General features: G+C 54.7%; 18 protein-coding genes and 2 tRNA genes. 12 read left to right on the top strand and 8 right to left on the bottom strand.

Annotated elements, in window-relative coordinates; genetic code table 11:
* Nucleotides 1-3 precede the first annotated feature (3 nt).
* The 3 genes from R3F50_17720 to metH form a co-directional block, all read right to left on the bottom strand.
* Nucleotides 4-504 (bottom strand): DUF934 domain-containing protein, encoded by a 501-nt coding sequence (locus R3F50_17720; GenBank protein MEZ5492125.1) that lies wholly within the window; start codon nucleotides 502-504, stop codon nucleotides 4-6.
* On the bottom strand, nucleotides 488-2,146 hold the full coding sequence (locus R3F50_17715; GenBank protein MEZ5492124.1) for a nitrite/sulfite reductase: 1,659 nt from the start codon (nucleotides 2,144-2,146) through the stop codon (nucleotides 488-490). The genes R3F50_17720 and R3F50_17715 overlap by 17 nt, the downstream gene beginning before the upstream one ends.
* 287 nt (nucleotides 2,147-2,433) lie before the next feature.
* Nucleotides 2,434-6,123 carry a methionine synthase gene (gene metH, locus R3F50_17710; protein MEZ5492123.1) on the bottom strand — a complete coding sequence of 1,230 codons (3,690 nt, stop codon included), beginning with the start codon at nucleotides 6,121-6,123 and terminating at the stop codon, nucleotides 2,434-2,436.
* Nucleotides 6,124-6,332: 209 nt separating this feature from the next.
* Between metH and nfuA the strand changes: the two genes are divergently transcribed.
* On the top strand, nucleotides 6,333-6,914 hold the full coding sequence (nfuA, locus tag R3F50_17705) for a Fe-S biogenesis protein NfuA (GenBank protein MEZ5492122.1): 582 nt from the start codon (nucleotides 6,333-6,335) through the stop codon (nucleotides 6,912-6,914).
* 178 nt (nucleotides 6,915-7,092) lie between these two features.
* On the opposite strand, the gene R3F50_17700 is transcribed toward nfuA, so the two are convergent.
* The 3 genes from R3F50_17700 to R3F50_17690 all read right to left on the bottom strand — a co-directional run bounded on the left by R3F50_17700 (nucleotide 7,093) and on the right by R3F50_17690 (nucleotide 9,885).
* Nucleotides 7,093-7,761: a dUTP diphosphatase gene (locus R3F50_17700; protein ID MEZ5492121.1), complete on the bottom strand. Its 669-nt coding sequence runs from the start codon at nucleotides 7,759-7,761 to the stop codon at nucleotides 7,093-7,095.
* Between the two features lie 102 nt (nucleotides 7,762-7,863).
* Entirely contained in the window at nucleotides 7,864-8,127 is a 264-nt protein-coding gene (locus R3F50_17695; GenBank protein ID MEZ5492120.1) for a hypothetical protein, read from the bottom strand.
* Between the two features lie 351 nt (nucleotides 8,128-8,478).
* Nucleotides 8,479-9,885, bottom strand: coding sequence for a hypothetical protein (locus tag R3F50_17690; GenBank protein ID MEZ5492119.1), 1,407 nt, complete (start codon nucleotides 9,883-9,885; stop codon nucleotides 8,479-8,481).
* A gap of 338 nt (nucleotides 9,886-10,223) precedes the next feature.
* On the opposite strand from R3F50_17690, the gene R3F50_17685 reads away from it, so the two are divergent.
* The 5 genes from R3F50_17685 to queF all read left to right on the top strand — a co-directional run bounded on the left by R3F50_17685 (nucleotide 10,224) and on the right by queF (nucleotide 14,331).
* Nucleotides 10,224-10,299, top strand: a tRNA-Glu gene (locus R3F50_17685).
* 453 nt (nucleotides 10,300-10,752) lie between these two features.
* Nucleotides 10,753-11,670, top strand: a complete 918-nt coding sequence (locus tag R3F50_17680) for a hypothetical protein (protein ID MEZ5492118.1) — start codon at nucleotides 10,753-10,755, stop codon at nucleotides 11,668-11,670.
* Nucleotides 11,671-11,785: 115 nt separating this feature from the next.
* Nucleotides 11,786-12,706 (top strand): ABC transporter ATP-binding protein, encoded by a 921-nt coding sequence (locus R3F50_17675; GenBank protein ID MEZ5492117.1) that lies wholly within the window; start codon nucleotides 11,786-11,788, stop codon nucleotides 12,704-12,706.
* Between the two features lie 6 nt (nucleotides 12,707-12,712).
* Nucleotides 12,713-13,495, top strand: coding sequence for an ABC transporter permease (locus R3F50_17670; GenBank protein MEZ5492116.1), 783 nt, complete (start codon nucleotides 12,713-12,715; stop codon nucleotides 13,493-13,495).
* A gap of 17 nt (nucleotides 13,496-13,512) precedes the next feature.
* A complete protein-coding gene (gene queF / locus R3F50_17665) occupies nucleotides 13,513-14,331 on the top strand; it encodes an NADPH-dependent 7-cyano-7-deazaguanine reductase QueF (GenBank protein MEZ5492115.1) in 819 nt (272 codons plus the stop codon).
* A 101-nt stretch (nucleotides 14,332-14,432) separates the two neighbouring features.
* Here queF and oadA read toward each other — a convergent pair whose 3' ends face one another.
* Together oadA and R3F50_17655 are read right to left on the bottom strand one after the other, a co-directional pair.
* Nucleotides 14,433-16,241 carry a sodium-extruding oxaloacetate decarboxylase subunit alpha gene (gene oadA / locus R3F50_17660; protein MEZ5492114.1) on the bottom strand — a complete coding sequence of 603 codons (1,809 nt, stop codon included), beginning with the start codon at nucleotides 16,239-16,241 and terminating at the stop codon, nucleotides 14,433-14,435.
* Nucleotides 16,242-16,260: 19 nt separating this feature from the next.
* Nucleotides 16,261-17,688, bottom strand: a complete 1,428-nt coding sequence (locus R3F50_17655) for an acetyl-CoA carboxylase biotin carboxylase subunit (protein MEZ5492113.1) — start codon at nucleotides 17,686-17,688, stop codon at nucleotides 16,261-16,263.
* Between the two features lie 1,321 nt (nucleotides 17,689-19,009).
* Here R3F50_17655 and R3F50_17650 point away from each other — a divergent pair.
* From R3F50_17650 to R3F50_17625, 6 genes are all read left to right on the top strand, one after another.
* Nucleotides 19,010-19,097, top strand: a tRNA-Ser gene (locus R3F50_17650).
* A 240-nt stretch (nucleotides 19,098-19,337) separates the two neighbouring features.
* Nucleotides 19,338-19,724, top strand: a complete 387-nt coding sequence (locus R3F50_17645; GenBank protein ID MEZ5492112.1) for a septal ring lytic transglycosylase RlpA family protein — start codon at nucleotides 19,338-19,340, stop codon at nucleotides 19,722-19,724.
* 76 nt (nucleotides 19,725-19,800) lie between these two features.
* Nucleotides 19,801-20,484 carry a hypothetical protein gene (locus tag R3F50_17640; GenBank protein ID MEZ5492111.1) on the top strand — a complete coding sequence of 228 codons (684 nt, stop codon included), beginning with the start codon at nucleotides 19,801-19,803 and terminating at the stop codon, nucleotides 20,482-20,484.
* An 839-nt stretch (nucleotides 20,485-21,323) separates the two neighbouring features.
* Nucleotides 21,324-21,575 carry a hypothetical protein gene (locus R3F50_17635; protein ID MEZ5492110.1) on the top strand — a complete coding sequence of 84 codons (252 nt, stop codon included), beginning with the start codon at nucleotides 21,324-21,326 and terminating at the stop codon, nucleotides 21,573-21,575.
* Between the two features lie 236 nt (nucleotides 21,576-21,811).
* Nucleotides 21,812-22,285, top strand: coding sequence for a hypothetical protein (locus tag R3F50_17630; GenBank protein MEZ5492109.1), 474 nt, complete (start codon nucleotides 21,812-21,814; stop codon nucleotides 22,283-22,285).
* A gap of 194 nt (nucleotides 22,286-22,479) precedes the next feature.
* Nucleotides 22,480-24,375, top strand: a complete 1,896-nt coding sequence (locus tag R3F50_17625; GenBank protein ID MEZ5492108.1) for a pyrroloquinoline quinone-dependent dehydrogenase — start codon at nucleotides 22,480-22,482, stop codon at nucleotides 24,373-24,375.
* The last annotated feature ends 130 nt before the right edge of the window (nucleotides 24,376-24,505 follow it).

Below are 24,505 nucleotides of genomic sequence, written 5' to 3'. Positions count from 1 at the left end.
GGATCAGCGGCGCCGGAAAAGCGGGGCTGGCTGATCAATGCTGGCCTGGTAACCGGTATGGAAATCCTTGAACGCCTGAATACATTCATCCACGTCCTGATCGTGGCGCAGCTGGAACGCATTGAAACCACAACGTTGCATGTAGAAGAGCTGGTCTCTCAGCACATCACCGATGGCGCGAAGTTCGCCCTGAAAACCGAGGTTTTCCCGCAGCTCCCTGGCATTGGTATAAGATCTGCCGTCAGAAAAAACCGGGAAGTTCAGTGCGATGAGCGGGAAATTGTTCAGGGGCTCCCGGATATCGCCGACGTATTCATGACTGTCAAGCCAGATAGTGACTTCGCCGTTATACTCGGCGATATCGTCCGGGAAAAATTTCCAGAATCTGTACGGCACAATAATGTTACGCCCGGGCAGTACCTGCAGAATGCCTGGATCTGTAGCTTCTTTAACCAGTACCCACTGATCATCAGCAAGGCTAGCGTCTTTAATCAGCTTTGGCATAAACCTTTTCCTTGAATGGGCTCATTCCTATCCTGTCATAGGTAGCGATAAAGCTCTCGCCCGGCTGGCGATTGTCCCGGTAGACAGCGATAATTTTTTCCATCACATCGGGAATCTCCTCCTGGGCGAAAGCCGGTCCCATGATCGCGCCCAGACTGGTTCGGTTACCGGCCGAACCGCCGAGTGAAACCTGGTAAAATTCTTCGCCTTTCTTGTCGACTCCGAGTATGCCGATATTACCGACATGGTGGTGGCCGCAGGCATTCATGCAGCCGGAAATGTTGATTGCCAGTTCTCCTATGTCCTGCAGCAGCGCCTGATCGTTGAATTTACGCTGGATAGACTCGGCAATGGGAATCGACTTGGCGTTGGCCAGGGCACAAAAGTCACCTCCCGGACAGCAGATGACGTCGGTGAGCAGGCCCAGGTTGGGGGTGCCCAGGGATTGCTTGCACAGTGATTTCCACAGTGAGTAAAGCTGCGATTTCTCCACGTCAGAAAAAATGATGTTCTGCTGGTGACTGATGCGCATTTCGCCAAAGCTGTACTGTTCCGCCAGGTCGGCGACAAAGTTCATTTGAGCGGCGGAAATGTCCCCGGGCGCAGTCCCGGTTTCCTTGACGCTGAGAGTTACGATCCCATAGCCCGACCGCTGGTGGGGTCTGGTGTTGTTCTGGTACCAGCTGGCGAACAACAGGTCAGAAGCCAGTGCCTGATCCAGTTCCGGGCAGGAATCAGGCAGATCCTGATAGGCCGGAGCGGAAAAAAAAGATTTGCAGCGTTCGATTTCTGCATCTGTGAGTGTCATGGTGCCATTTTTAATTTTTTCCCATTCGGCATGCACCTTGTCGCGAAATGCCTCGGGGCCGGTTTCCCTGACCAGGATTTTAATGCGGGCCTTGTACTTGTTGTCCCGACGCCCCTCACGGTTATATACCCGCAGGATAGCTTCCAGATAAGTCAGCAGGTGTTTTTTCTCCACGAACTCGGACATGACATGCCCGATAACGGGTGTACGACCGAGGCCACCACCGGCCAGGATCTTGAAGCCTGTTTCACCCTCGGCATTGCGGACAATGTAAATACCTATGTCGTGCACCTGGGTGGCAGCCTGGTCGTCCCGGGTTCCGCACACAGCGATCTTGAATTTGCGGGGCAGGTAAGCGAATTCCGGGTGAAAGGTGGACCACTGGCGAATAATTTCGCACCAGGGCCGACTGTCCTCAATCTCTTCGACGGCGCAACCGGCGAACTGGTCTGTGGTGGTATTGCGGATACAGTTACCACTGGTCTGGATGGCATGCATTTCCACTTCGGCCAGATGTTCGAGAATATCCGGCACGTCTTCCAGCGCAGGCCAATTGAATTGAATATTCTGCCGCGTGGTCAGGTGCCCGTAACCCTTATCGAAATGATTGGCGATGAAGGCCAGTTTTCGCATCTGGCGTGATGAAAGGAGTCCGTAGGGGATCGCGATCCGCAACATAGGTGCTAACCGTTGGATATACAGACCGTTCTGTAAGCGCAACGGAAGGAATTCCGTATCGCTTAATCTCCCCTCCAGATAGCGTTGAGTCTGGCCTCTGAATTGAAGGACCCGATCAGCGAGCATCTGGTGGTCATAGTAGTCATACCGGTACATAAAAATTTGAACCTTTTTGCTGTGCCTGCCTGTTTGGTTGCTATTATTTCTGCTTAAGGAAGTTGTCTGGATTTATTCGCCAACCTCTTATCCGGAATCTATCCATAATCTTTCCAGAGCCTATCGAATATCAATCGATCACCTTTCGCGGTCTGCGGGACTTCTTCGACAATCAGTTTGTCTGGGCGGCCAGCAGTTATCCGGCACCAGTTTTCGCGTAGTCGGCGAAGGGGCAGGGGAAAGATACCCAATTTTAACCAATCGGGTCAGTGTTTGTCAGCCTCACCTCAACTCAGGTTCGGGGTCAATAATCTGCTCATTTCATCGACAGGCAGATCTTTCCGTACTGCCAGGCTCTCCACCTGTTCAGGCGTCACTTTCCCGACGTTAAAGTATCTGGCTTCCGGATGGGCGAAATACAGGCCGCTTACACTGGCTGCAGGCCACATGGCGAAACTCTCCGTGAGTGAAATGCCTACCCGGCGTTCAGCATCGAGAAGCTGAAACAGGGTCGTTTTTTCGGAGTGCTCCGGGCACGCCGGGTAACCTGGCGCAGGGCGGATGCCAAGGTATTTCTCCCTGATCAGTGCATCACTGTCCAGCGTCTCATCTGCGGCATACCCCCAGAATTCCTTTCGGACCCGCTCGTGCATCCGCTCTGCCAGCGCTTCCGCCAACCGGTCAGCCAGTGCCTTGACCAGCAGAGCGCGGTAGTCGTCGTGCTGAGCCTCATAGTCGGCGACCAGTCGCTCGATACCGATGCCCGTAGTCACGGCGAACCCACCCAGGTAGTCTGGCACAGTGCCCAGCGGCGCGACAAAGTCAGCAAGACAATAATTCGGCAGTCCGCTGTCCCTGACAGTTTGCTGGCGCAGGAAGTGCAGCGCGGCCACCTGCTCGCTGCGGTCCTCATCCTTGAATAGAATGACGTCATTGCTTTCATTGGCATTGGCTGGCCAGAATCCGATGACGGCTTTGGCGCACAGCAGTTTCTCTGTAATGATCTTGTCCAGTAACTGACGGGCGTCGTTGTAGAGATCTGTTGCCACCTGACCCACCACCTCGTCCTGGAAAATGGTCGGGTACTTGCCCACCAGATCCCAGGTGATGAAAAAGGGTGTCCAGTCGATGTAGGGCACCAGTTCATCGAGCGGATAGTCGTCGAAAACGCGGGTGCCAAGAAACGTCGGTCTGGTAGGTTGGAAAGCCTGCCAGTCCGATTGAAAACGATTAGCGTTGGCCGCCGCCAGCGACAGAAGCTTCCGATCATTGCGGCGTTTACCCGTGCGCTCCCTGATGTTGGCATATTCATCGCGCAGTTTGCTGACGAACTCCGGTTTGCCGTCGCGGCTCAGCAGCGTGCTTACAACCGAGACACAGCGGGAAGCGTCCGGAACGTACACGGTGGCGTCATTATTGAAGTGTTGTTCAATTTTTACAGCCGTATGGGCCTTGGATGTGGTAGCGCCGCCAATGAGCAGGGGTACGTGGAAATCGAGCCGCTGCATTTCTTTGGCAACATGAACCATTTCATCCAGAGAAGGTGTGATCAACCCGCTAAGCCCGATTACATCGACGTTTTCATCCCGCGCAATCTGTAATATTTTTTCACATGGCACCATGACACCGAGGTCGATGACCTCGTAATTATTGCAGCCAAGGACAACGCCAACGATGTTCTTGCCTATGTCGTGCACGTCACCTTTAACCGTGGCCATCAGAATTTTGCCTTTTGCCCGGCTTTCGCCATCCTGTTTTTCGGCTTCAATATAAGGCAACAGATAGGCGACGGCCTGCTTCATGACACGGGCGCTTTTTACCACCTGGGGTAAAAACATCTTGCCGCTGCCGAACAGGTCGCCTACCACGTTCATGCCGTCCATCAGGGGACCTTCAATGACACTGATGGGGCGCTCGAACTTCTGCCGGGCCTCTTCGGTGTCTTCCTGAATAAACCGATTTATACCCTTTACCAGGGCATGTGTGATCCGCTCTTCGACACTGGCGTTACGCCAATCGAGGTCTTCATTGCTTACAGTCGCGGCACCGTCGCCGCCGTATTTAGCGGCTATTTCCATCAGACGTTCGGTACCGTCGCTGTTGCGATTCAGCACTACGTCCTCAACCCGCTCCTTGAGTTCTTCTGGTATTGCATCGTAGACGGTAAGCTGACCGGCGTTGACGATGCCCATGGTCAGACCGGCGCGTATGGCATGGAAAAGAAATACTGAGTGGATGGCTTCCCGGACCGGATTGTTACCGCGGAATGAAAATGAGACGTTGCTGATGCCGCCTGAAATCAATGCATGCGGCAGGTTTTCCCTGATGTAACGGCAACATTCGATATAGTCCACCGCGTAGTTGTCATGCTCCTCAATACCCGTGGCAATCGCGAAGACGTTGGGATCAAAAATGATATCCTGGGGCGGGAACCCGACCTGCTCGACCAGTACTTCATAACTGCGGCGGCAGATCGCATTTTTCCGCTCCAGGCTGTCTGCCTGTCCCTGCTCATCGAAAGCCATGACAACTACGGCAGCTCCGTAGCGAAGACACAATCGGGCCTTGGCGATGAAATCCTCTTCACCCTCCTTGAGGCTGATGGAGTTGACGATACCCTTGCCCTGGATACCTTTCAGGCCCGCTTCGAGGATATCCCACTTGGAAGAGTCAACCATGATCGGCACCCGGCTGATGTCCGGCTCCGATGCTACCAGGCGCAGAAAACGTTCCATGGCCTCCTGAGAATCCAGCATGCCTTCGTCCATGTTGATATCGATTATCTGCGCACCTGCCTCGACCTGCTCCCTGGCCACGTCCAGGGCCGTGTCGTAATCGCCTTCTCTGATCAGGCGCGCGAAGCGGGCGGAACCGGTCACATTGGTTCGCTCTCCCACATTGACAAACAGAGAATCAGGCCCGATGTTCAGGGCTTCGAGTCCGCTCAGCCGGCACCGCGGTTCTATCTGCGGAGGGCGCCGTGGCGGGAATTTAGCCACGGCTGCAACGACGGCCCTGATATGCCCCGGGGTGGTGCCGCAGCAACCCCCGACGATATTGAGGAATCCCTGCTCGGCAAACTCGGCGATTATCCTGGCCATTTCCTCCGGGGATTGGTCGTATTCTCCCATTTCATTGGGCAGGCCGGCATTGGGGTGGGTCGATACCAGGCAGGGCAGCAGGCCGCTGGCTTCCTCGATATAGGACCTCAGTTGCTCAGCCCCCAGGGCGCAGTTGAACCCGATGGAGAGAGGTCTGGCATGGGACACCGAGTTGCAGAATGCCTCGACTGTCTGGCCCGACAGAGTCCGCCCGCTGGCGTCGGTGATCGTACCGGAAATCATGATAGGCAGCGTGACGCCACTGTCCTCGAAACAGCTCTGCACGGCAAAAATTGCAGCCTTTGCGTTCAGGGTGTCGAAAACGGTTTCAATCAGAATCAGATCGACTCCACCGTCCATCAGTCCTCGCACCGCATTTCTGTAATCAGCCACCAGGAAGTCGAAACTGGTATTTCGATAACCAGGATCATTGACGTCGGGCGAAATCGAGGCAGTTTTGCTGGTAGGCCCCACGACCCCGGCCACGAACCGGGGTTTTTCGGGGGTCAGAGTGGTGTACTCGTCACAGGCCCGGCGCGCCAGCAGGGCGGCTTCGTGGTTGAGTTCGTAAACCAGCGGCTCCAGCTTGTAATCCGCCTGGGAGCTGGCGGTCGAATTGAACGTATTGGTTTCGACAATATCGGCGCCAGATTCCAGATATTGTCTGTGAATCTGAAAAATTATGTCAGGTTGAGTCAAGGTCAGCAGATCATTATTACCCGCCAGATCGCTGGCATGATTCTGAAACCTTTCGCCTCGAAACTCCGCCTCACCCAGTCTGTGCGCCTGAATCATCGTGCCCATGGCACCATCGAGAACCAGGATACGTTTCTCGAGAGCGTCGGTGAGCAATTGCAGGCGATTGACAGTATTCATAACTAGGATCCATTCACTGGCGAGTCTTGTTGATTCATTCCTGACGGCCTGGGCCGGTCAGGAGCGTTGCGCATTCTACCAGAATAACAAGCAATAAAATCAACAGCTTCCCAAAATAACCAAGCAAATTACTAGGGTATTTAATTCCACCTCCAGTTACGCTAAAATAGCGCAAATTCTGACTTACCACTGAAACACAGAGCGTTTTCATGATTACTATCACTGAGTCTGCCCAGGATTACCTCGCAGAACTGCTTAAAAAGCAGGATTGCGATGGAATCGCCATACGCATATTCATTATCGACGCCGGTACCCCACGGGCCGAAACCTGCATCTCTTTCTGTCGCCCCGGCGAAGAGAAAGGCGATGATGAAGTCAAGGAATACAAGGGCTTCCGAGCCTTTCTTGAACAGCAGAGCATCCCGTTTCTGGAGGATGCTGTGGTGGATTTCGCCAAGGACGACCTGGGTGGAGGGCAGTTAACGATCAAGGCCCCCAATTCCCGACTGCCGAAGCTTTCTGAAAACAGTAGCCTGGTAGACCGGATCAACTACGTGCTCTACAACGAAGTCAATCCGGCACTGGCGTCCCACGGCGGTAACGTCACGCTGGAGGAGGTTTTTCAGGACACGATCGCTGTCTTGCGCTTTGGCGGAGGTTGCCAGGGCTGTGGGATGGTTGACGTCACCCTGAAGGATGGGGTGGAGAAAACCTTGCTGGAGCAGGTTCCTGAGCTGACTGAGGTGCGAGATGTAACCGACCACAGCCAGAAGGAAAATGCTTACTACTAGCCGGCGGCGGCCTGACCTGATTGCTGACAGGCAGGCCAGCCAGTTGGCGGGTTGCCTGGCTGGTTGTCGGGGCAGATAGCTCATCACCCGGCACACAGGGCGCCGGGCCGCAATGTGGATGCTTTGCTGTTATCCGGGCAGGAGAATGCCGGGTCCGCTCCGGGACCGGGGCTTGAACTCAGGTATCTGCGCCATAGCGCTGAGCGAGGGCCTGATACAGGTTGTCCTGAAAGCTTTCGTCCTGTGCATCCAGGGTTTCAAGAACTTCCACCAGGTGCTCATTATCTTCCCTGCCTGCCCAGGTCTTGCGGTAGGTACCCTGCTTATAACCATTGTCCTGGCGGAAGAAATTCAACACATTCTTGCCTACGTACTGGCGGAACAGGTCATCCCAGTCCATCTGGCAGTCATGCATGATCGCGGCGAACAGCCCGACTTCCACCCTCCGCGCGACGCTGGTTCCGATAAGCAGTTCCAGCTTGGCAATCAAATCCAGATCAGTGATGTGGTAGTGCCTGCCGTCAAAAAGCAGGGTTTCCGCAGTGTGGCTTTCTACCGCATCAAGCAGGCTGCTCGATGCCTGGGAAACGTCGCCTTCGCAGTCAAGCAGGATCTCTGACAGCATGAAGTGCCAGATATCGATCAGTTCCATCTGCAGCTGAGAGAGATCATGAAGCTGGTGCTTCCACCACTTCCAGCCATGGTGCTCGATTGCCTCGGCGCCTTCTATCACGACTGCCCGCAAGTAGGGGTAGCGGGCAGCCAGCCAGTTTTCATCCACCTTGCTGTTCATACTGTGTTGAAGGGCCAGCATGGTATCGGCCTGGGTATCGGTTAAATCGGTCATGGAGAGGGAGTCAGCAGCGTAGGGAGTATGAATAGGGCGCGATGGGTTGATGACAGGTCGTACGGTGGCGTGAGCTCTGCTGTCAATGTCTAATTAGACAGTCTAACTCTTTGCCTGGTCAGCATCGCTGCCGGCATGCTGGTTCAGCGCGCTAAGCATTTCGCGACGGCTTTTTAACATGTCATGGTAGGACTTTCTCGCAGCCGAAACCTCGGAATCGCCGGTATCAAGATCTTCGAGTTCTGCCAGCCAGTCTTCCAACACCTGAATTTCACTGGCCAACTGGGCAATCCCTTCTTCGATAAGCTTTTCGTCAATATTTATCTGCTTATCAGCATTAGTCTGTATTGGTTGGCTGTTGTTCATTCTTTTCTCTTCTTTGGGTCTTTTTTGGGGCTCTTTACCTGACTGCCTTGCCAGCTTTTTAAGCTGTACACCTATGTATCCAACCTGCCTGTCTGCATGTCATTCATCTGCATGGCACTGGTGACGCTCGAATCAGACCACCCCTGTATCGGCAAGCTGAGCAACTGCCGTAGTGCCCGGGGGATAGTGACCCCTGACCCGGTCCAGATTTAGAACACGATAGTTAGTTGCATTGGGCAGGATGTCACAGCTGTTTATTGGGGTCAAGGGAAGCAGACCGGTTAGTTCATAACGTGACCGTCGGGCTTTCTGACAGATGAGGCGTGGCGCAAAAGCTGATCCGGAGCGGAACTAGAACAGGGTCGTCTGACGTCGGGCGATAAGGCTTTTCCAGGTTTCGGCATGTAGCTCACGGGGCTTTATGTGGGCCTGGGGTTTGCCCCATTTTTCCAGCAACAGCTTGATATCGGTTTTCTTGATGAGGCGCAGCTCATTGTACCCGATCTGTTCGTAGGGCATCTCCAGGCTTTCCACCTCGTCCAGATCAACCCGCTTCAGCTGTGACAGGGGCAGATTTGGAAGTCCTTTTACCCGGTCATGAAGAAAGCTGGCTTTGGCCGCGATGTCATACAGTTCCTTCAATTCCCCTTCAATGTCCCGGCCTTCCTGGCTTAGCAGCTTCAGCCTGGCCCGATGGATCAGCGAAGCCTGCTGGTACGCGCTCCAGAGCGGTAGCTGCTCCTGGCACAGCTTCAGGGCGTCGTCCAGGCGATCCTGTTTCTTAAGCTCCTGCACCTGTTCCTGCCAATTGTCGACGTCTGACAGAGCAGGTCCTGGCTCAGCTGCGCCGGCCGCGTAGTCCTCTGAGTTCTGGGTGTCCAAGTTTTGAGTCTGCTTATCAGCACCCTGGAGCAGCCGGCTGGATAATGCTTCAACCTGCTCGCCAGGCAGATCTGTTGCCGCGTTCTCCTGCCTGAGGCCCAGGGGGGCGGGCGCAGCCGTTTCCTCTGTCTGAACGGAGGCGGAAGAGGGAGTGACGCTTGCAGCCGCCCATTCGGCCTTCTGTGAGCGGGTTTTCGTGGCAAAGTTATTGTCAGTGCTGTCTGCCGGCAACTCATAGGCCTGGTGTTCAGGAGAGCCCTGTAATGGTCTGTGTGAAGGGGAGGAGTCAGGTGTCTCGTCCTCTACCGGTGGCGCCACCAGCGCAGCCGGGGAGGATCTGAATCCCGGCGAACTGATCAGGGTGATTTCATCGTCATCTTCGCCGGTGGGCTGGTCTTCCATATTGCCAGGTTCCGGCACCTCTATCCGGGTCGTCTCTTGTGACGAACCCTGGCTGGCAGTCTGCCTGTCATGTGGATTCTCGTGATTCGCCCTCGACTGCCCGGTTCCAGTCTCTGTACCCTGCCGATCGGGGCGGGCTGAGAGATCGTCCCCTTCCTCGTCGTTCACCTGCCCCTGAAAAGCGGGGTGGGGCTGCTCCCGGGCGTCCATGGTGGACCTTGAAAATGATGACGAGTCACTTTGTTCCAGAGCCGTTTCTGAAGCGGCTTTTGACTGGAAAGGCGTCGCTTCGTCCAGATCTTCATCAAGTTCAAGGTCGGGAAGAGTGGAATTCAGGGCTGTGCTGTCAAGCGGGGGCAGTGGATCGTGTTTGTCCGCATTGGATTGCGCTACCGATAGCTGATACCTGTGCAGACCCAGAACCAGCGCAATCAGCAAGGCGAGGGTCAGAAGACTGATCAGGACAATTAGCATTGGTTTTACGTTTCCCGCTTGGAATGTAATTTTGGGGGCCATCTGCAGGCCCGCTCACCGGATAATAACAAACCTGTAAAGATATCGCCTGAGAGACCCGCCACATTTTGGCTATCTCATCATCCCGCCTGACCTGCCCATCAGTAAAGCTGCCGGTTCAGTGCCGCCACCGGTGTGTCCCGGTTCTGGCCGGTGAATTGTGCGCAAACCACAATTGGCTGTCCAGCGAGGATGGAAACGATTTTTTTGTTAATTTTTTTAGCAAGTGCTTGACTGGGAGATAAAGGGTTCTTAGAATCCCTCGCTCTTTCGCGGCCACCCGCAAAGACATCCTGTACGTCCCCTTCGTCTAGAGGCCTAGGACACCGGGTTTTCATCCCGGCAACAGGGGTTCGAAACCCCTAGGGGACGCCATTTTCCTCCGTAGTCGTATTCCAAGGAGTAATTTCTGCTCCTTCGTCCTGTCTGGGCCTTCGCCGCTGAACCACCCTTTGTTCGTATGATCGTATTCTTTTGGTCTGCGCTCTCAGTGCGAGATCAGGTCGGACTGATCTCGCAGCGCTGAAAACCATGCCTTCTGCGCACCAGCGCCGGCCTGGCATCGCTGTTGTGCGCGTCTCCCTGGCGATTGCTGTTCCTGTGACATGGGGGGATGCGGCCTGGCGTCGCGAGCCGGCCGGACTTTTCTTTACAAGAGGCACAGGTCTGTGCCGGTTGAAACCCAAAGCCTCGATATTTTTCTCTTCCCGCTTCGGCAGATTTGCGGCTATATCTATAGTAGCCTTCAGTGGGAAGGCTATATAATCGGCCAGACCAGGTGCACTTTCATTCAGGCTGACCCCGGCCAAAAAACCGACACAATAAGTTATGGCAGGAAAACGATCGCCCAATTGCCCCGCCCAGTCACTGAACGAAGCAATCGAGAACGTAGGCGCGATTTACGCGGAAGAGGGGCGTAACAGCTTTCCCGGTACCCGGGCCGTCATCCGCATGGGGTATAACGGCCTGAACGGTGCATCCAGGCGGGCGCTCGGGGCGGTTCGAGGCTTTGGGTTGCTGGAAGGACGGGGGGCTGAGTTGCGGGTCTCCGATGATGCGGTGCTGATAATTGCCGATGCCGAGGCGGAGGACCAGTCTGAACGGCAGGCCGCCCTGCTGAGATGCCTGCGGCACAACCGAGTGTTCAGCGATCTATATGAACGCTATCGTGAGCAGAGTTCCACGCAGCAGATTTCCGCCTACCTGCAGAAAAAATACCGCTTTAAACCGACGGCAGCGGACAAAACCGCCCTGGTATTTCGCAGCTCCCTGAACTTCGTTGGCACGGATCTGAACGGCCAGGGAGCGACGGCCGATGAGTACGTGGCCAAGGCAGTGGCGGGCGGGATAAAAACAGTCGCCAATGCCGGCGGGTTGCCAACGGGTGCAAACCCGAGGCCAGGGTCAGAAACAGGCACCGCGAGGGTACTTTACCAACCGCAGTCAGGGGAATTTCTGACAGGCTTTCAAGGCAGCCCCGGCCACCCCCAGACAGCGAATCATTCCGGTAGTGCTTCCTCTTGCGACCAGCAGGACAGTTTTGTCCTGGAGCACGGCGTGGCGCAGCTCAGCTGGCCGGCGCAGATGAGCTGCGAGGAGTTTGAGGATTTTACCGATTGGCTGGTGCTTGAGCACCGTAAAATAGCTCGCCGGGTTACCGGTGGCAGGTGCTTTACTCTTTCCCGGAAAGCGGGCCGGAGCGCGCAGGAAGGGCAGGAATCACCGGTCGACTCTCCTGAGAATTGACACGCCCTGCAGCCTGACGCAAGGCAGCCTTGTGCACCACAAACCCCGGTTGCAGACCGGCCAAATTACCCGCATACTCCGTCAGCTTTAAACCTCCTTTTCCTCGCGATTTCAGATGACAGCTGCAATATCAATCGAGAATTTAAGTAAAACCTACGACAACGGCCACGAGGCACTGAAAGGTATTTCCCTGGAAGTGCAGCCGGGTGATTTTTTTGCCCTGCTTGGGCCCAATGGCGCCGGCAAGTCAACCACCATAGGAATAATTGCCACACTGGTCAGGAAAACCGCGGGCCGTGTTGCGGTGTTCGGCAGGGATGTGGATACCCACGTTTTCGAAACCAAGCAGGATCTGGGTATCGTGCCACAGGAGGTCAATTTCAGTCAGTTCGAGCGGGCCCGGGACATTGTAATGACCCAGGCCGGCTATTACGGGCTTTCGCGCAAGCTGGCGGCAGAACGGACTGAGGTCTACCTGCGCAAACTCGGTCTGTGGGACAAACGCATGGTGCGCTCACGGACGCTGTCCGGCGGTATGAAAAGACGCCTGATGATCGCCCGTGCTCTGGTTCATGAGCCGCGCCTGCTGATCCTCGACGAGCCAACCGCCGGTGTCGACATCGAGCTGCGCCGCTCAATGTGGGAATTTCTCACCGAGATCAATCGGGCGGGCACTACTATTATCCTGACCACCCACTACCTGGAGGAGGCGGAACATTTGTGCCGCAACATCGCCATCATTGACGAGGGCGAGATCATTGAAAATACCTCTATGAAGTATCTGCTGTCCCAACTCGATTCCCAGGTGTTTATTCTCGACCTGGTCAACGAGCTCTATGAGCTTCCCGAAGACGCGCCTGAGGGCGTGGCGCTGCACAAAGTGGATAATCACTGCCTGGAAGTCAGTGTTTCCGGAAGCAGGGACCTGGGGCAGATCTTCTCCTACCTGGGGGACCGGGGCATTCAGGCTACCAGTATGCGTAACAAGACCAATCGTCTCGAACAACTTTTCCTCTCCAAACTGCGAGACGAGTAAGCTGCCATGTCACGTTTTTTCGCCAACCACAAATACATTGCTTTTGAAACTATCGTCATTAAAGAAGTGCGGCGGTTTTCTCGCATCTGGCTTCAGACCCTGGTACCCCCGGCGATTACTATCGGGTTGTATTTTGTTATCTTCGGTAACCTGATCGGGCGACGGGTAGGGGACATGGGAGGGTTCCAGTACATGGATTTTATTGTACCGGGCCTGATCATGATGGCTGTGATCCAGAACTCCTATTCCAACGTGGTGTCCTCGTTCTTCAGCCATAAATTTCAGCGCAGCGTAGAAGAGTTACTCGTGGCTCCTGTTCCAAACTACGTCATCCTGGCGGGTTTTGTTGTAGGCGGTATGGCCCGGGGGCTGGCGGTGGGGGCAATCGTTACGGCCATGGCACTGTTCTTTACCGATCTCAGCATACAGAATCCATTGCTTACCTGTTCGGTCATATTGCTGACCTCTATGGTTTTCTCATTGGCAGGGTTCATCAATGCGCTGTTCGCCAACAGCTTTGACGATATTTCCATCATTCCCACGTTCGTGCTGACGCCCCTGATTTATCTTGGCGGTGTGTTTTATTCATCCCAGATGCTGCCTTCATTCTGGCAGGGCGTGTCGGCCCTGAACCCGATTTTCTACATGGTCAACACCTTCCGCTACGGAATTCTGGGGGTATCAGACGTCAATACCATCTGGGCCTTCGTGATACTGCTGACCTTTGCGGGGGCTCTGTATGGAGGCTGCATCGTTCTCTTGAGGCGCGGGACCGGCCTGCGCAGCTGATTGGGGAATTAAAACAGATGGACAAGAATCCCCTGGGGCAGGCCACCGAATACCCTCGCCACTATGATCCCGAGCTGCTCTATGCCATACCCCGTTGGGCATCGCGATCGCTACTGGACATCGACAAGAAGGTGGAACTGCACGGTTTCGACATCTGGCGCGCCTACGAAGTGTCCTGGCTGGACCTTAAGGGTAAGCCTGAAGTCGCCATGGGTGAGTTTTATTTTGACGCCCGGTCGGAAAATCTGGTGGAATCAAAATCACTGAAGCTGTATCTGAACTCCCTGAACAACGAAATGTTCAGCAGCAGCGCGGCGTTTGCCCAGCGCGTGGCTGCTGATCTGCAGAAGACGACCCGCTCCGAGGTCAAAGTGATAGTCAGGCCCCTTGGTGAAAACCCTCTGAGTCAGATTCAGATTCCACCGGGAAAATGTATCGACAGTGCCACGCTCGGCGTACCTGAGCTTCAGCCGGATGCTGAACTGCTCCGTACCACCGGATCCAGCACTGAACGCAGCGCGCTTTACAGTAACCTGTTCCGCTCCAACTGTCCGATCACCGGACAGCCGGACTGGGCGACCGTCATGGTGCAGTACAGTGGCCCCACTATTGACGAGGCCAGCCTGCTGGCCTACCTGTGCTCGTTTCGCCAGCATGCCGGCTACCACGAAGAATGTGCGGAGATGATCTACCGGGACCTGATGTTCAAGTGTGGGCCGGAAAATCTGGTCGTGGGGATGAACTTCAATCGTCGCGGTGGCCTGGACATCAACCCCTATCGCAGCAATAGACCAATCAGCCCTGACCGCATGAATTACCGCTTCGTCCGCCAGTAACCTGGATAAAGCAGCAATCTCAGTTGCACTACGCTGAGCATTCGTGCACCAGGGTCCTGGTGCCCGAAGGTATTGCTAATGGCATCAGTGATGGCAATCAGTTATTCGATCACCATCAGAATTTCTCCGGGTGTGACGCGGTCACCCTTGGCAACATGGATGGCAGTAACCTTACCGCCCACGTTGGCAAGAATCTCTGTTTCCATCTTCATCGCTTCCGTAACCAGCACCGCCTGACCGGCTTCCACCTGATCACCTTCACTCACCAGTACTTCGACGATATTGCCCGGCATGGCCGCGGTCACATGACCCGGTTCGGTGGCTTTGCCCCGCTTGCTGCCCTTGTCGGCCACATATTCGTTCAACGGCTCGAAGGTGATTTCTTCCGGATGACCATCCAGGGAAATATACAGCTTGCGTTTGCTGCCCCCGGAACTCCCCACGCCGGTAATGGCTACGTCATAGATTTCACCGTGCACATCCAGCTTGAATTCAGTGGCTACACCGCTGGTCTCCCGGGAAGGGGCCTTATCGGCTTGTATCGGCTCCAGCACTTCCGGTTCTAAGGTACCTTCGGCCCGCTGCTTGAGAAATTCCCGGCCCAGGTCCGGGAACATGGCAAAAATCATGACATCGTCTTCCGACTGGGCCAGATCGCCAATTTCCTGGCGCAGTTTCTCAAGCTCCGGTTTCAGGGAATCGGCCGGCCGCTCTTCGTTGGGTTGTTCGTTGCCGATAGCCTTTTTTTGAATCTCCGCATTCACCGGGGCAGGAGGTTTCCCGTAGCCGCCCTGCAGGTAGCGCTTCACCTCGTTGGTGATGGTTTTATAGCGCTCCCCGGCCAGCACGTTGTACACGGCCTGGGTACCTACAATCTGTGAGGTGGGTGTCACCAGGGGCGGATAGCCCAGATCCTGTCGGACCCGCGGAATTTCGGCGAATACTTCCTTGATGCGATCCAGGGCGTTCTGTTCCTTCAACTGATTGGCAAGGTTGGACATCATGCCGCCTGGCACCTGATTGATCTGCACGGCGATGTCTTCCCGGGTAAATTCGTTTTCGAACTGGTGGTATTTCTTGCGCACTTCGCGGAAATAGTCGGCAATTTCCGACAACAGTTCCAGGTCCAGACCGGTGTCATAGGGAGTGCCCTTGAGCGCAGCAACCTGCGACTCCGTAGATGGGTGCGACGTACCGCCGGCAAAGGCGGAAATGGCAGTATCGATACGGTCGGCGCCGGCCTCAATAGCCTTAAGCTGGCAGAGCGGCGCCAGACCCGAAGTGGAATGGCTATGGATGACCAGCGGCAGATCAACACTGGATTTGATGGCTTTGACCAGTTCGTAGGTAGCATAAGGGGTCAGCAGCCCGGCCATGTCCTTGATGGCGATGGAGTCAGCGCCCATGTCCCTGAGTTCCTCGGCCTGCTGCCTGAACAATTCGGGGGTGTGCACCGGGCTGGTGGTGAAACAGATGGTGCCCTGCGCGTGTTTGCCGGCCTTTTTGACCGCCTGCATGGCCGTTTCGATATTGCGTAGATCGTTGAGGGCATCGAATACCCGGAAGACATCCATGCCATTCTCGGCACAGCGCTGCACAAAAGCGCTGACCACGTCGTCGGCATAGTGGCGGTAACCCAGCAGGTTCTGGCCCCGCAGCAGCATCTGCAGCCGGGTATTGGGCAGAGCTTCACGCAGTTTGCGCAAGCGCTCCCAGGGGTCCTCTTTCAGAAAACGGATACAGGCGTCGAAGGTAGCACCACCCCAGACTTCCAGCGACCAGTACCCCACCTTGTCGAGTTTATTACAGATCGGCAGCATGTCTTCGGTGCGCATGCGGGTGGCAATCAGCGATTGATGGGCATCCCTGAGAATGACATCGGTTATCTGGATTGGGCTTGAATCGGGCATTAAATACTTCTCCTGAAAATCACCAGCCGGCATGGGCGGCGGCAGCAGCGGCAAGGGCCAGGGCAACTTCAGCCGGGTGGCGCTTGGTGGAGTAATTCAACAGTTCCGGGTGCTCGACAACGAAACTGGTATCGAAGTGGCCGGACTTAAAATCCTCGTGCTGCAGAATCTGTTTATAGTAAGTGGCGGTAGTGCGGATACCGTGCAGACGCATGTCATCCAGCGCTCGCTGGCCACGCGCGATGACTTCCTCCCAGGTCAGTGCCCACACCACCAGTTTCAGGCACATGGAGTCATAGTAAGGAGGGATTTCGTAACCGGTGTAAATGGCGGTGTCCACGCGAACCCCGGGGCCACCTGGTGCGTAGTAGTGGGTGATGCGACCGAAGCTGGGTAAAAAGTCGTTTTTGGGATCTTCGGCATTAACCCGGAACTGCATGGCAAAGCCGCGAATGGATATGTCTTTCTGCGCATAGCGCAGCGGCAGCCCGGCTGCGATGCGGAACTGTTCACGGACAATGTCCACCCCGGTGATCTGTTCAGTGATAGTGTGCTCCACCTGGACCCGGGTATTCATTTCCATGAAATAAAAATCGTCTCCAGACAGCAGAAATTCGACGGTCCCAGCGTTTTCATAGCCAACCGCCTGGGCGGCCTTAACGGCCAACTGGCCGATGTGCTCCCGCTGCTCCGGTGTCAGCTGAGGGCTGGGGGCTATTTCAATAAGCTTCTGATTGCGGCGCTGAATAGAGCAGTCGCGCTCGTAGAGGTGAATGGTGTTGCCGTGGCTGTCTGCCAGTATCTGTACCTCGATATGGCGGGGATTGATGATGCATTTCTCCAGGAACACTTCGGCGGATCCAAAGGCTTTTTCCGCTTCCGATATTACCCGGGGGAACTGCTTGCGCAGTTCATCGGCATTGTCACAGCGTCTGATACCTCGTCCGCCGCCACCGGAGGTAGCCTTAAGCATGACCGGGTAGCCGATTGTTTCCGCTACATCAATGGCTTCGTGGAGGTCTGCCAGGTTCCCGTCCGAGCCGGGTGTCACCGGTACGCCGGCAGCCCGCATGCTGTCCCGGGCCTGGGTTTTGTCACCCATTCCCGCTATGACACTGGCTTTGGGGCCTACGAAGGTGATGCCTTTCTGCTCACAGAGACGTGCGAATTCGGCATTCTCGGACAAAAATCCGTAGCCGGGATGGATCGCGTCGCAGCCGGTTTCCAGCGCCAGATTGACGATCCGCCGTGGATCCAGATAACCGGCGATGGGATCTTCACCCAGGGAATAGGATTCATCGGCGCGCTTGACACACAGACCATAACGATCCGGTTCCGTGTAAATTGCCACCGAGCGGATACCCAGTTCGTTACAGGCCCTGACGATACGCAGGGCTATCTCGCCGCGGTTGGCGATGAGGACTTTCTTCAGCGTTTTTTCAGCCATACTTCCTTGCCAGTTGTGCCGAATGAATTATTGTTCTGCAGCCCTGTGGCTGCTCAGCGGCGTAGAGTACCAGAATGGGCGAATATTCAAATAGCTGCGACGATTTATTCGCCTCAACATATCCCTATGATAAAGAGGGATAATCGCCCACGCACCTTGTATTTGCGGGGGCACTAGGCTACAGTTACGCCCCCATCGGGAGGGGCCCGAGCGGCCGAAGGAGTACCCGGTGGGCATGCAGGCACACACTGGAAAGTGTGTAGTCGGCAACGTATCGAGGGTTCGAAAGCCGCGTAGCGGCGCAGACAGCCGGAGGCTGCCCCGAAGGGGTGAGGAATTTGGCTTAGTCAAATTCCGAATCAATCCCTCCCTCGGATACGCGAAGCGTATCTTTGTTACCAGCATGCAAGGTGCTGAGAAGAGAACAACTGAATTACGGTGAGGTGTCCGAGCGGCCGAAGGAGCACGCCTGGAAAGTGTGTATACGGCAACGTATCGAGGGTTCGAAAGCCGCGTAGCGGCGCAGACAGCCGGAGGCTGCCCCGAAGGGGTGAGGAATTTGGCTTAGTCAAATTCCGAATCAATCCCTCCCTCGGATACGCGAAGCGTATCTTTGTTACCAGCATGCAAGGTGCTGAGAAGAGAACAACTGAATTACGGTGAGGTGTCCGAGCGGCCGAAGGAGCACGCCTGGAAAGTGTGTAGTCGGCAACGTATCGAGGGTTCGAAAGCCGCGTAGCGGCGCAGACAGCCGGAGGCTGCCCCGAAGGGGTGAGGAATTTGGCTTAGTCAAATTCCGAATCAATCCCTCCCTCGGATACGCGAAGCGTATCTTTGTTACCAGCATGCAAGGTGCTGAGAAGAGAACAACTGAATTACGGTGAGGTGTCCGAGCGGCCGAAGGAGCACGCCTGGAAAGTGTGTAGTCGGCAACGTATCGAGGGTTCGAAAGCCGCGTAGCGGCGCAGACAGCCGGAGGCTGCCCCGAAGGGGTGAGGAATTTGGCTTAGTCAAATTCCGAATCAATCCCTCCCTCGGATACGCGAAGCGTATCTTTGTTACCAGCATGCAAGGTGCTGAGAAGAGAACAACTGAATTACGGTGAGGTGTCCGAGCGGCCGAAGGAGCACGCCTGGAAAGTGTGTAGTCGGCAACGTATCGAGGGTTCGAAAGCCGCGTAGCGGCGCAGACAGCCGGAGGCTGCCCCGAAGGGGTGAGGAATTTGGCTTAGTCAAATTCCGAATCAATCCCTCCCTCGGATACGCGAAGCGTATCTTTGTTACCAGCATGCAAGGTGCTGAGAAGAGAACAACTGAATTACGGTGAGGTGTCCGAGCGGCCGAAGGAGCACGCCTGGAAAGTGTGTATACGGCAACGTATCGAGGGTTCGAATCCCTCCCTCACCGCCAAAATAAAAAGGGCCCGCTAAAAGCGGGCTTTTATTTTCTGCGAAACAGGCCTAGCAAGAAGATTTTCGGGATCGAAAGCCACGCAGGGGTGAATAAATTGTCCATAGACAATTTACGAGTCAATCCCTCACTCTCCATCTACAAATTCTGTGAACCCACTCCATAACCCCGCACAAAAACTCTGCAACAATTCTCTTATCAAGAATCACTCCACCGATCCCCCTGCGGAGATTCAGGCAAATGTTTGTAAAACTCAAACTTATCCTGTTGCTGATACCCGTTCTGGCAACTGCCTGCACCAGCGTGCCTCAGGCGAATTCATCATCCTGGGCTGGGTTTAAACAGGACGGTAAAGCATCCTTCTATGCAGCGAAATACCAGTCTCGCCAGACTGCCAGCGGCGAACGATTCAATCAGGCTGCCAGAACGGCCGCGCACAAAAATCTGCCATTCGGGTCACTTGTAAGAGTGAAGAATGTCGAAAATGGTGAAACAGTCATTGTCAGAATCAATGACCGCGGGCCTTTTGTCGAAGGGCGTATAATTGATCTGTCCCGCTCGGCCTTCGCTGATATAGCAGACACCCGCCTGGGTGTGATCGATGTGGAAATAGAGGTTCTTAACTGACAAGCTGGAAAGCCTTGAACTTCCCACGAAATTGAGAGTAAATATCGGGACCCTGCCTGACCGAGGCCTCTGCCTGATGAACAATAAAGCAGTCATTTCTGCCATTCTGACCTTATCGATCTACCTGCCGGGTCAACTGCATTCGAGCAATGCCTCCGCGCAGGTAAGTGGATTCTTTGTGTGTGTTGACGATGCCGGAAACCCCGGACTTTGCAGCGGTGAAATACCCGCGGATCTGCTTCCCGATGAACCTGTCAGCATGAAACCCGATGGGCGGGGCTGTGGGAAAGGATTGCTCACCTGGAGCGAAAATAACAACTCAGTGACACCAGGCATTAAATCCGCTGTCCTGCACACTTATTGCCACGACGGCAGGGAAGTGGTCATCTGGACTGATTTTGAACAGCGTTTTCTAGCAGATTTCGGAACCGCAAATATCAGCCGTCGTCAGGTTACCGATAGCGATAGTAATCAAGTCGTACTTGGTAGAGGAATACGAAGGGCTACCGGGTTTCTGGAAGGGCATACCTTGGTCAATTATCAATTCGAGATCAGCGGTGATTCAGCCGGTGCAGGCTTTATCAACGATTCCTTATTTGATTTGAAAGACGGTGATCTATTCCTGGTAGCGACAGAGGGGCCTGCTATAGAGATCAGGCAAATCCACTACAACCTTGCGTATATAAGTGCGGAGGATATTAAATGGCTTGCAATAGAGCACCCGGAGATCAGTTCCTTTTTTGAAGATTTTCATGAATAGGTTTTTACGGGATTCAGTGAAGAATCAGGAATCTTTGAACAATTAATTGATAAAATTGCTGCGGATATCGATTTTCAAGAGCCGCAGTAGCTTTATTTTCCAAAGCCGCATGAGTCCTGCTGCCGGAAATGTCAGCCAGTTAATTACATTAGCATGGTGAAAGTAGTGCTTCCGCAAATTCTGCTCTGTTCTGCAATATCCTTCTTTGCCCGCACGCTGAAGACTTTGGTCTTGATGCCTACAAAAACCTTAATCTACTGTATGAATCTTCGGATCCCGATGATACCCGCTGGTATTTTGAAACAAAACTCCGGGAGGGGACTCCAGCAGAAAAATACGGCGTACTGCGGTTAATGGCGGAGCGCAAACTTTACTGGTTAGTCCCTGCAGCCCTAAACGCGATTGAAGATGAAAGGAATGTCAGATTGGAGATGTTTCATCTAGGTGCCCTGACAGTTTCAAGGGAATCGACAAGAGCGTTGCGTGAATTGGCAGTACCGTTGGGAATCTGGGATGAGGAGGTTAGCCACTTTTATCTGGGTTGGCGACGACATAGTCCCGAAGAAATCAGGAGATCCTGGGAGGCACTATGGTTTGCCTACCAACAGGTTTATCCGGAAAGGTTTCAGTAACCCTTAAGGAACCTCTGATTAATTAGGGAATCAGAAGTTCCTTAACGTCAATGCTGCCTTTTGTCGATATAGATTTGCAGTAACCCTCGAATGGGATAGAAAATCTATCCGCAACTAGATATGTAATACGCTGATATTTGAATCAGCTACCGAATGAGATTTATTTTGTCTATTTGTATCAAACTGACGGCACAATTATAGAAAGCGATGCTGATACTTGGTTACCTGTTAATCACGCGAACAGTCTTTGCATTTGAGTGTTTTGAGGGTGCTGATTTTACAGCAGAGGAAATCGTGGAGCTGGCGACTGATATAGTGATTAGCAAGGTGACAAAGGCTGAGTTAATCCGGCGAGATGACGATTACGTTCCCGATGATCTTTCCTTTGATATTGAAATTCTTGAGACTATGTTAGGAGATCTGGAGGGGGAATTGACCTTTAACTACCGTTATTTTTAGCAGGGAAGCACTCCCTCCGATCTGGTTGTAGGCAATAGTTAGGTTACAGCCCTTGATGACAGTTCTCGTGTCGTTGATCTATGCAATCCGATCATCGATATGACAATCCCGCGGGAATAGCTGAAGAAGGGTGCGCTATTAGATAAACCTGTCAGCCCCGATGCCTGGGCTCCCAATTTTCTTTAAAGCCTCTAGGAAGCAGTGGATGTAAGATGATCAATCAGAGTTTCTTTAAAATGAAAAGGATTCGCGTTTACCTCCTGTTCCTTTTGCTGGGACTAAGTTTCTGCACCAGCGAATCTTACCCACCATTCGAATTTTTCTACAATATCACCGGCGAGAAGGCCGTTGTCATTTCCATTTTGCCAGTCGAGACGGGTGTGGAAATGCACACCCGGGTTTATCCGGAAGATGGCCAGATAGGAGTAGGGGAGGTGGCTTCCAGGGACGATAGTCGAATTTTGACGTTACAGGAGGCGGGAGAAGTGCGCAGGCTGTTTACGGCGGTAGATTTTACTTTGATTAATGATGGGAATTATATTCCACCTCTGGATGCCTCGCTGTGGGCCGTCAACACCCGTGAGACAGCAGGCGATTATTACTCCGTACTGGAACCCGGTGAGGCTATCGAAGAACGTAATCTCTCCGAACTGGTTGCTCTAGGTACCTTGCTGTGGAACCTTGCGGAGCTTGATGGGATGTACTACTGATAGTCTCGCCGGACAAATATATTATCTGTTCCCTCAGTCAGGCCAGGGGCTGAATGGATTTTTTCTTTTCCTGATTGCCTTGCGGATCAGGCAAGGTGGCGCGGGTGAAGGTAGTGGTTTTCCTGACCGGAGGGTTGGGGTAGTATCCAGCCAATTGCCAGTTAATAAGGCCAGATTAACAAGGAGAGAGGGGAATGGGAAAAAATACTGCGCTGGCCCTGCTGTTGGCGGGTACGCTTTACTCCATCGACGTTCTGGCGGTCGACGTCGACTGGCCGCATTATGGCAGTGATCTGGGGTCTTCGAAATATGCTCCCCTGGACCAGATCAATGCTGACAATGTCGATCAGCTGGAGATCGCCTGGGTCTGGGACAGTGTCGATAACGCCACAGTCGCCCAGGGCCAGGCGGAAGGTAACTTTTCAGCCAGGCCTGGCGGGTGGAAAGCAACGCCCATCGTGGTCGATGGTGTCATGTATGTGCCCACCTCTTTCGGGCGAGTCGTCGCCCTTGATCCCGCCAGCGGTGAGCAGCAATGGATGTTCGACACAAATGCCTGGCAAATGGGCCGACCTGCCAACCTTGGCTTTAACGTCAGGGGCGTTGCTTACTGGGAGGAGGGGGAAGATAAGCGCATCTTCTTTGCGACTTACGATTCCTACCTGTGGTCATTGGATGCCGAAACAGGACAGCCTGTCGCCGACTTTGGCGACGCTGGCCGCATTGATCTGACGCTGGGTCTGGGCCGGGAGGTCGAGCGTGGCCTGTACGGTGTGGTGTCCCCGCCACTGGTGACCAATGGCGTGGTGGTAGTCAATTCCATTGTGCACGATGCGCCGCCCAACAAGGAGATGCCGCCAGGCCACGTGCGCGCCTTCAACCCGCGAAATGGCGAGCAGGTGTGGATGTTTCATACCATTCCCCAGGCCGGCGAATTTGGCAACGACACCTGGGAAGACGGCTCGTGGGAATACACGGGCAATACCAATTCCTGGACCATCATGAGTGCCGATGAGGACCTGGGCCTGGTCTATATTCCGATCGGTACCCCCACTAACGACTGGTACGGTGGATTGCGCAAGGGCGACAACCTGTTTGCCGAGAGCCTTGTCGCCGTGCGGGCAGAGACCGGTGAATATGTCTGGCATTTCCAGATGGTCCATCACGGCGTGTGGGACTACGATCTGCCGGCCGCGCCCACTCTGGTGGATATCACCGTGGCGGGCAAACCCATCAAAGCGGTGGCGCAGATTTCCAAACAGGGTTTTACCTATGTGTTCGATCGGGTTACCGGCGAACCGGTGTGGCCTATTGAAGAAAGATCGGTACCTCAAAGCAGCGTACCGGGCGAACGACTGTCACCAACGCAACCATTTCCGACCAGGCCCGCGCCTTTCGAGTACCAGGGGATCAGTGACGAAACGTTGATTGACTTTACGCCGGAGTTGCGCGCAGAGGCCCTGCAGAACATCGAGCGCTTCGACTACGGCCCTCTGTTCACACCACCGTCGTTGCGCGGAACTATTCAGCTCCCTGGCTGGATGGGTGGGGGCGAGTGGCACGGCGCTGCATTTGATCCTGATACCGGGCTCTATTACATTCCGTCCGGTACCACGCCCATTGTCGTCGAGCTGCGTGATGCAGATCCGGAGCGTAGCAACCTGGTTTACCGGCGGGGTGGGGCACGTGGCGTGGCCGGTCCCAGTGGCCTGCCTCTCACCAAACCACCCTACGGGCGGATTACTGCAATAGACCTGGATACCGGCGAACACGAGTGGATGGTGCCCCATGGTGAGGGTATCCGGCAGCAGATAATTGATAGGGGCATCATCGATCCCGGCCCGGTCGGCAGCGATAATCGGGTGGGGCCGGTTCTGACCCGTACCCTGCTGTTTGCGGCCCAGCGGGATAACGAACGCAATCTGCTCAGAGCCCTAGACAAGGCGACCGGGGAAGTACTGGCCGAGATTGACCTGCCACTGCCGCCGCAGGGCACGCCGATGACCTATATGATTGATGACCGGCAATACATCGCCATTGCCGTCGGCGGCGGTGGCGATGCCAGGCTGGTAGCTGTGGCGTTACCCTGATTTCACGGGGCTGCTCCAGAGGAAGCGATTGAAGGGCGTTGTCCAGGCATCCCAGGTGCTGCTGATGCGCAGGGCCGCTTGTTCGAGTCGAGCGGCCCGTGTTGGGGCGCACTGCGGAATGAGGCTTGAA

The organism is Gammaproteobacteria bacterium, assembly GCA_041395725.1.
Lineage (GTDB): Bacteria > Pseudomonadota > Gammaproteobacteria > Pseudomonadales > Pseudohongiellaceae > NORP240.
This window is presented reverse-complemented; position numbering and strand designations above follow the sequence as displayed.

Bases quoted from the DNA above. Each gene is read 5' to 3' on its own strand.
- R3F50_17670 (MEZ5492116.1), top strand. From the start codon at position 12,713: ATGTCACGTTTTTTCGCCAACCACAAATACATTGCTTTTGAAACTATC.
- R3F50_17700 (MEZ5492121.1), bottom strand. From the start codon at position 7,761: ATGACCGATTTAACCGATACCCAGGCCGATACCATGCTGGCCCTTCAA.
- R3F50_17675 (MEZ5492117.1), top strand. From the start codon at position 11,786: ATGACAGCTGCAATATCAATCGAGAATTTAAGTAAAACCTACGACAAC.
- R3F50_17640 (MEZ5492111.1), top strand. From the start codon at position 19,801: ATGAACAATAAAGCAGTCATTTCTGCCATTCTGACCTTATCGATCTAC.
- oadA (MEZ5492114.1), bottom strand. From the start codon at position 16,241: ATGCCCGATTCAAGCCCAATCCAGATAACCGATGTCATTCTCAGGGAT.
- queF (MEZ5492115.1), top strand. From the start codon at position 13,513: ATGGACAAGAATCCCCTGGGGCAGGCCACCGAATACCCTCGCCACTAT.
- R3F50_17625 (MEZ5492108.1), top strand. From the start codon at position 22,480: ATGGGAAAAAATACTGCGCTGGCCCTGCTGTTGGCGGGTACGCTTTAC.
- R3F50_17690 (MEZ5492119.1), bottom strand. From the start codon at position 9,885: ATGCTAATTGTCCTGATCAGTCTTCTGACCCTCGCCTTGCTGATTGCG.
- R3F50_17695 (MEZ5492120.1), bottom strand. From the start codon at position 8,127: ATGAACAACAGCCAACCAATACAGACTAATGCTGATAAGCAGATAAAT.
- R3F50_17655 (MEZ5492113.1), bottom strand. From the start codon at position 17,688: ATGGCTGAAAAAACGCTGAAGAAAGTCCTCATCGCCAACCGCGGCGAG.
- R3F50_17635 (MEZ5492110.1), top strand. From the start codon at position 21,324: ATGCTGATACTTGGTTACCTGTTAATCACGCGAACAGTCTTTGCATTT.
- R3F50_17680 (MEZ5492118.1), top strand. From the start codon at position 10,753: ATGGCAGGAAAACGATCGCCCAATTGCCCCGCCCAGTCACTGAACGAA.
- R3F50_17720 (MEZ5492125.1), bottom strand. From the start codon at position 504: ATGCCAAAGCTGATTAAAGACGCTAGCCTTGCTGATGATCAGTGGGTA.
- metH (MEZ5492123.1), bottom strand. From the start codon at position 6,123: ATGAATACTGTCAATCGCCTGCAATTGCTCACCGACGCTCTCGAGAAA.
- R3F50_17630 (MEZ5492109.1), top strand. From the start codon at position 21,812: ATGAAAAGGATTCGCGTTTACCTCCTGTTCCTTTTGCTGGGACTAAGT.
- R3F50_17715 (MEZ5492124.1), bottom strand. From the start codon at position 2,146: ATGTACCGGTATGACTACTATGACCACCAGATGCTCGCTGATCGGGTC.
- nfuA (MEZ5492122.1), top strand. From the start codon at position 6,333: ATGATTACTATCACTGAGTCTGCCCAGGATTACCTCGCAGAACTGCTT.
- R3F50_17645 (MEZ5492112.1), top strand. From the start codon at position 19,338: ATGTTTGTAAAACTCAAACTTATCCTGTTGCTGATACCCGTTCTGGCA.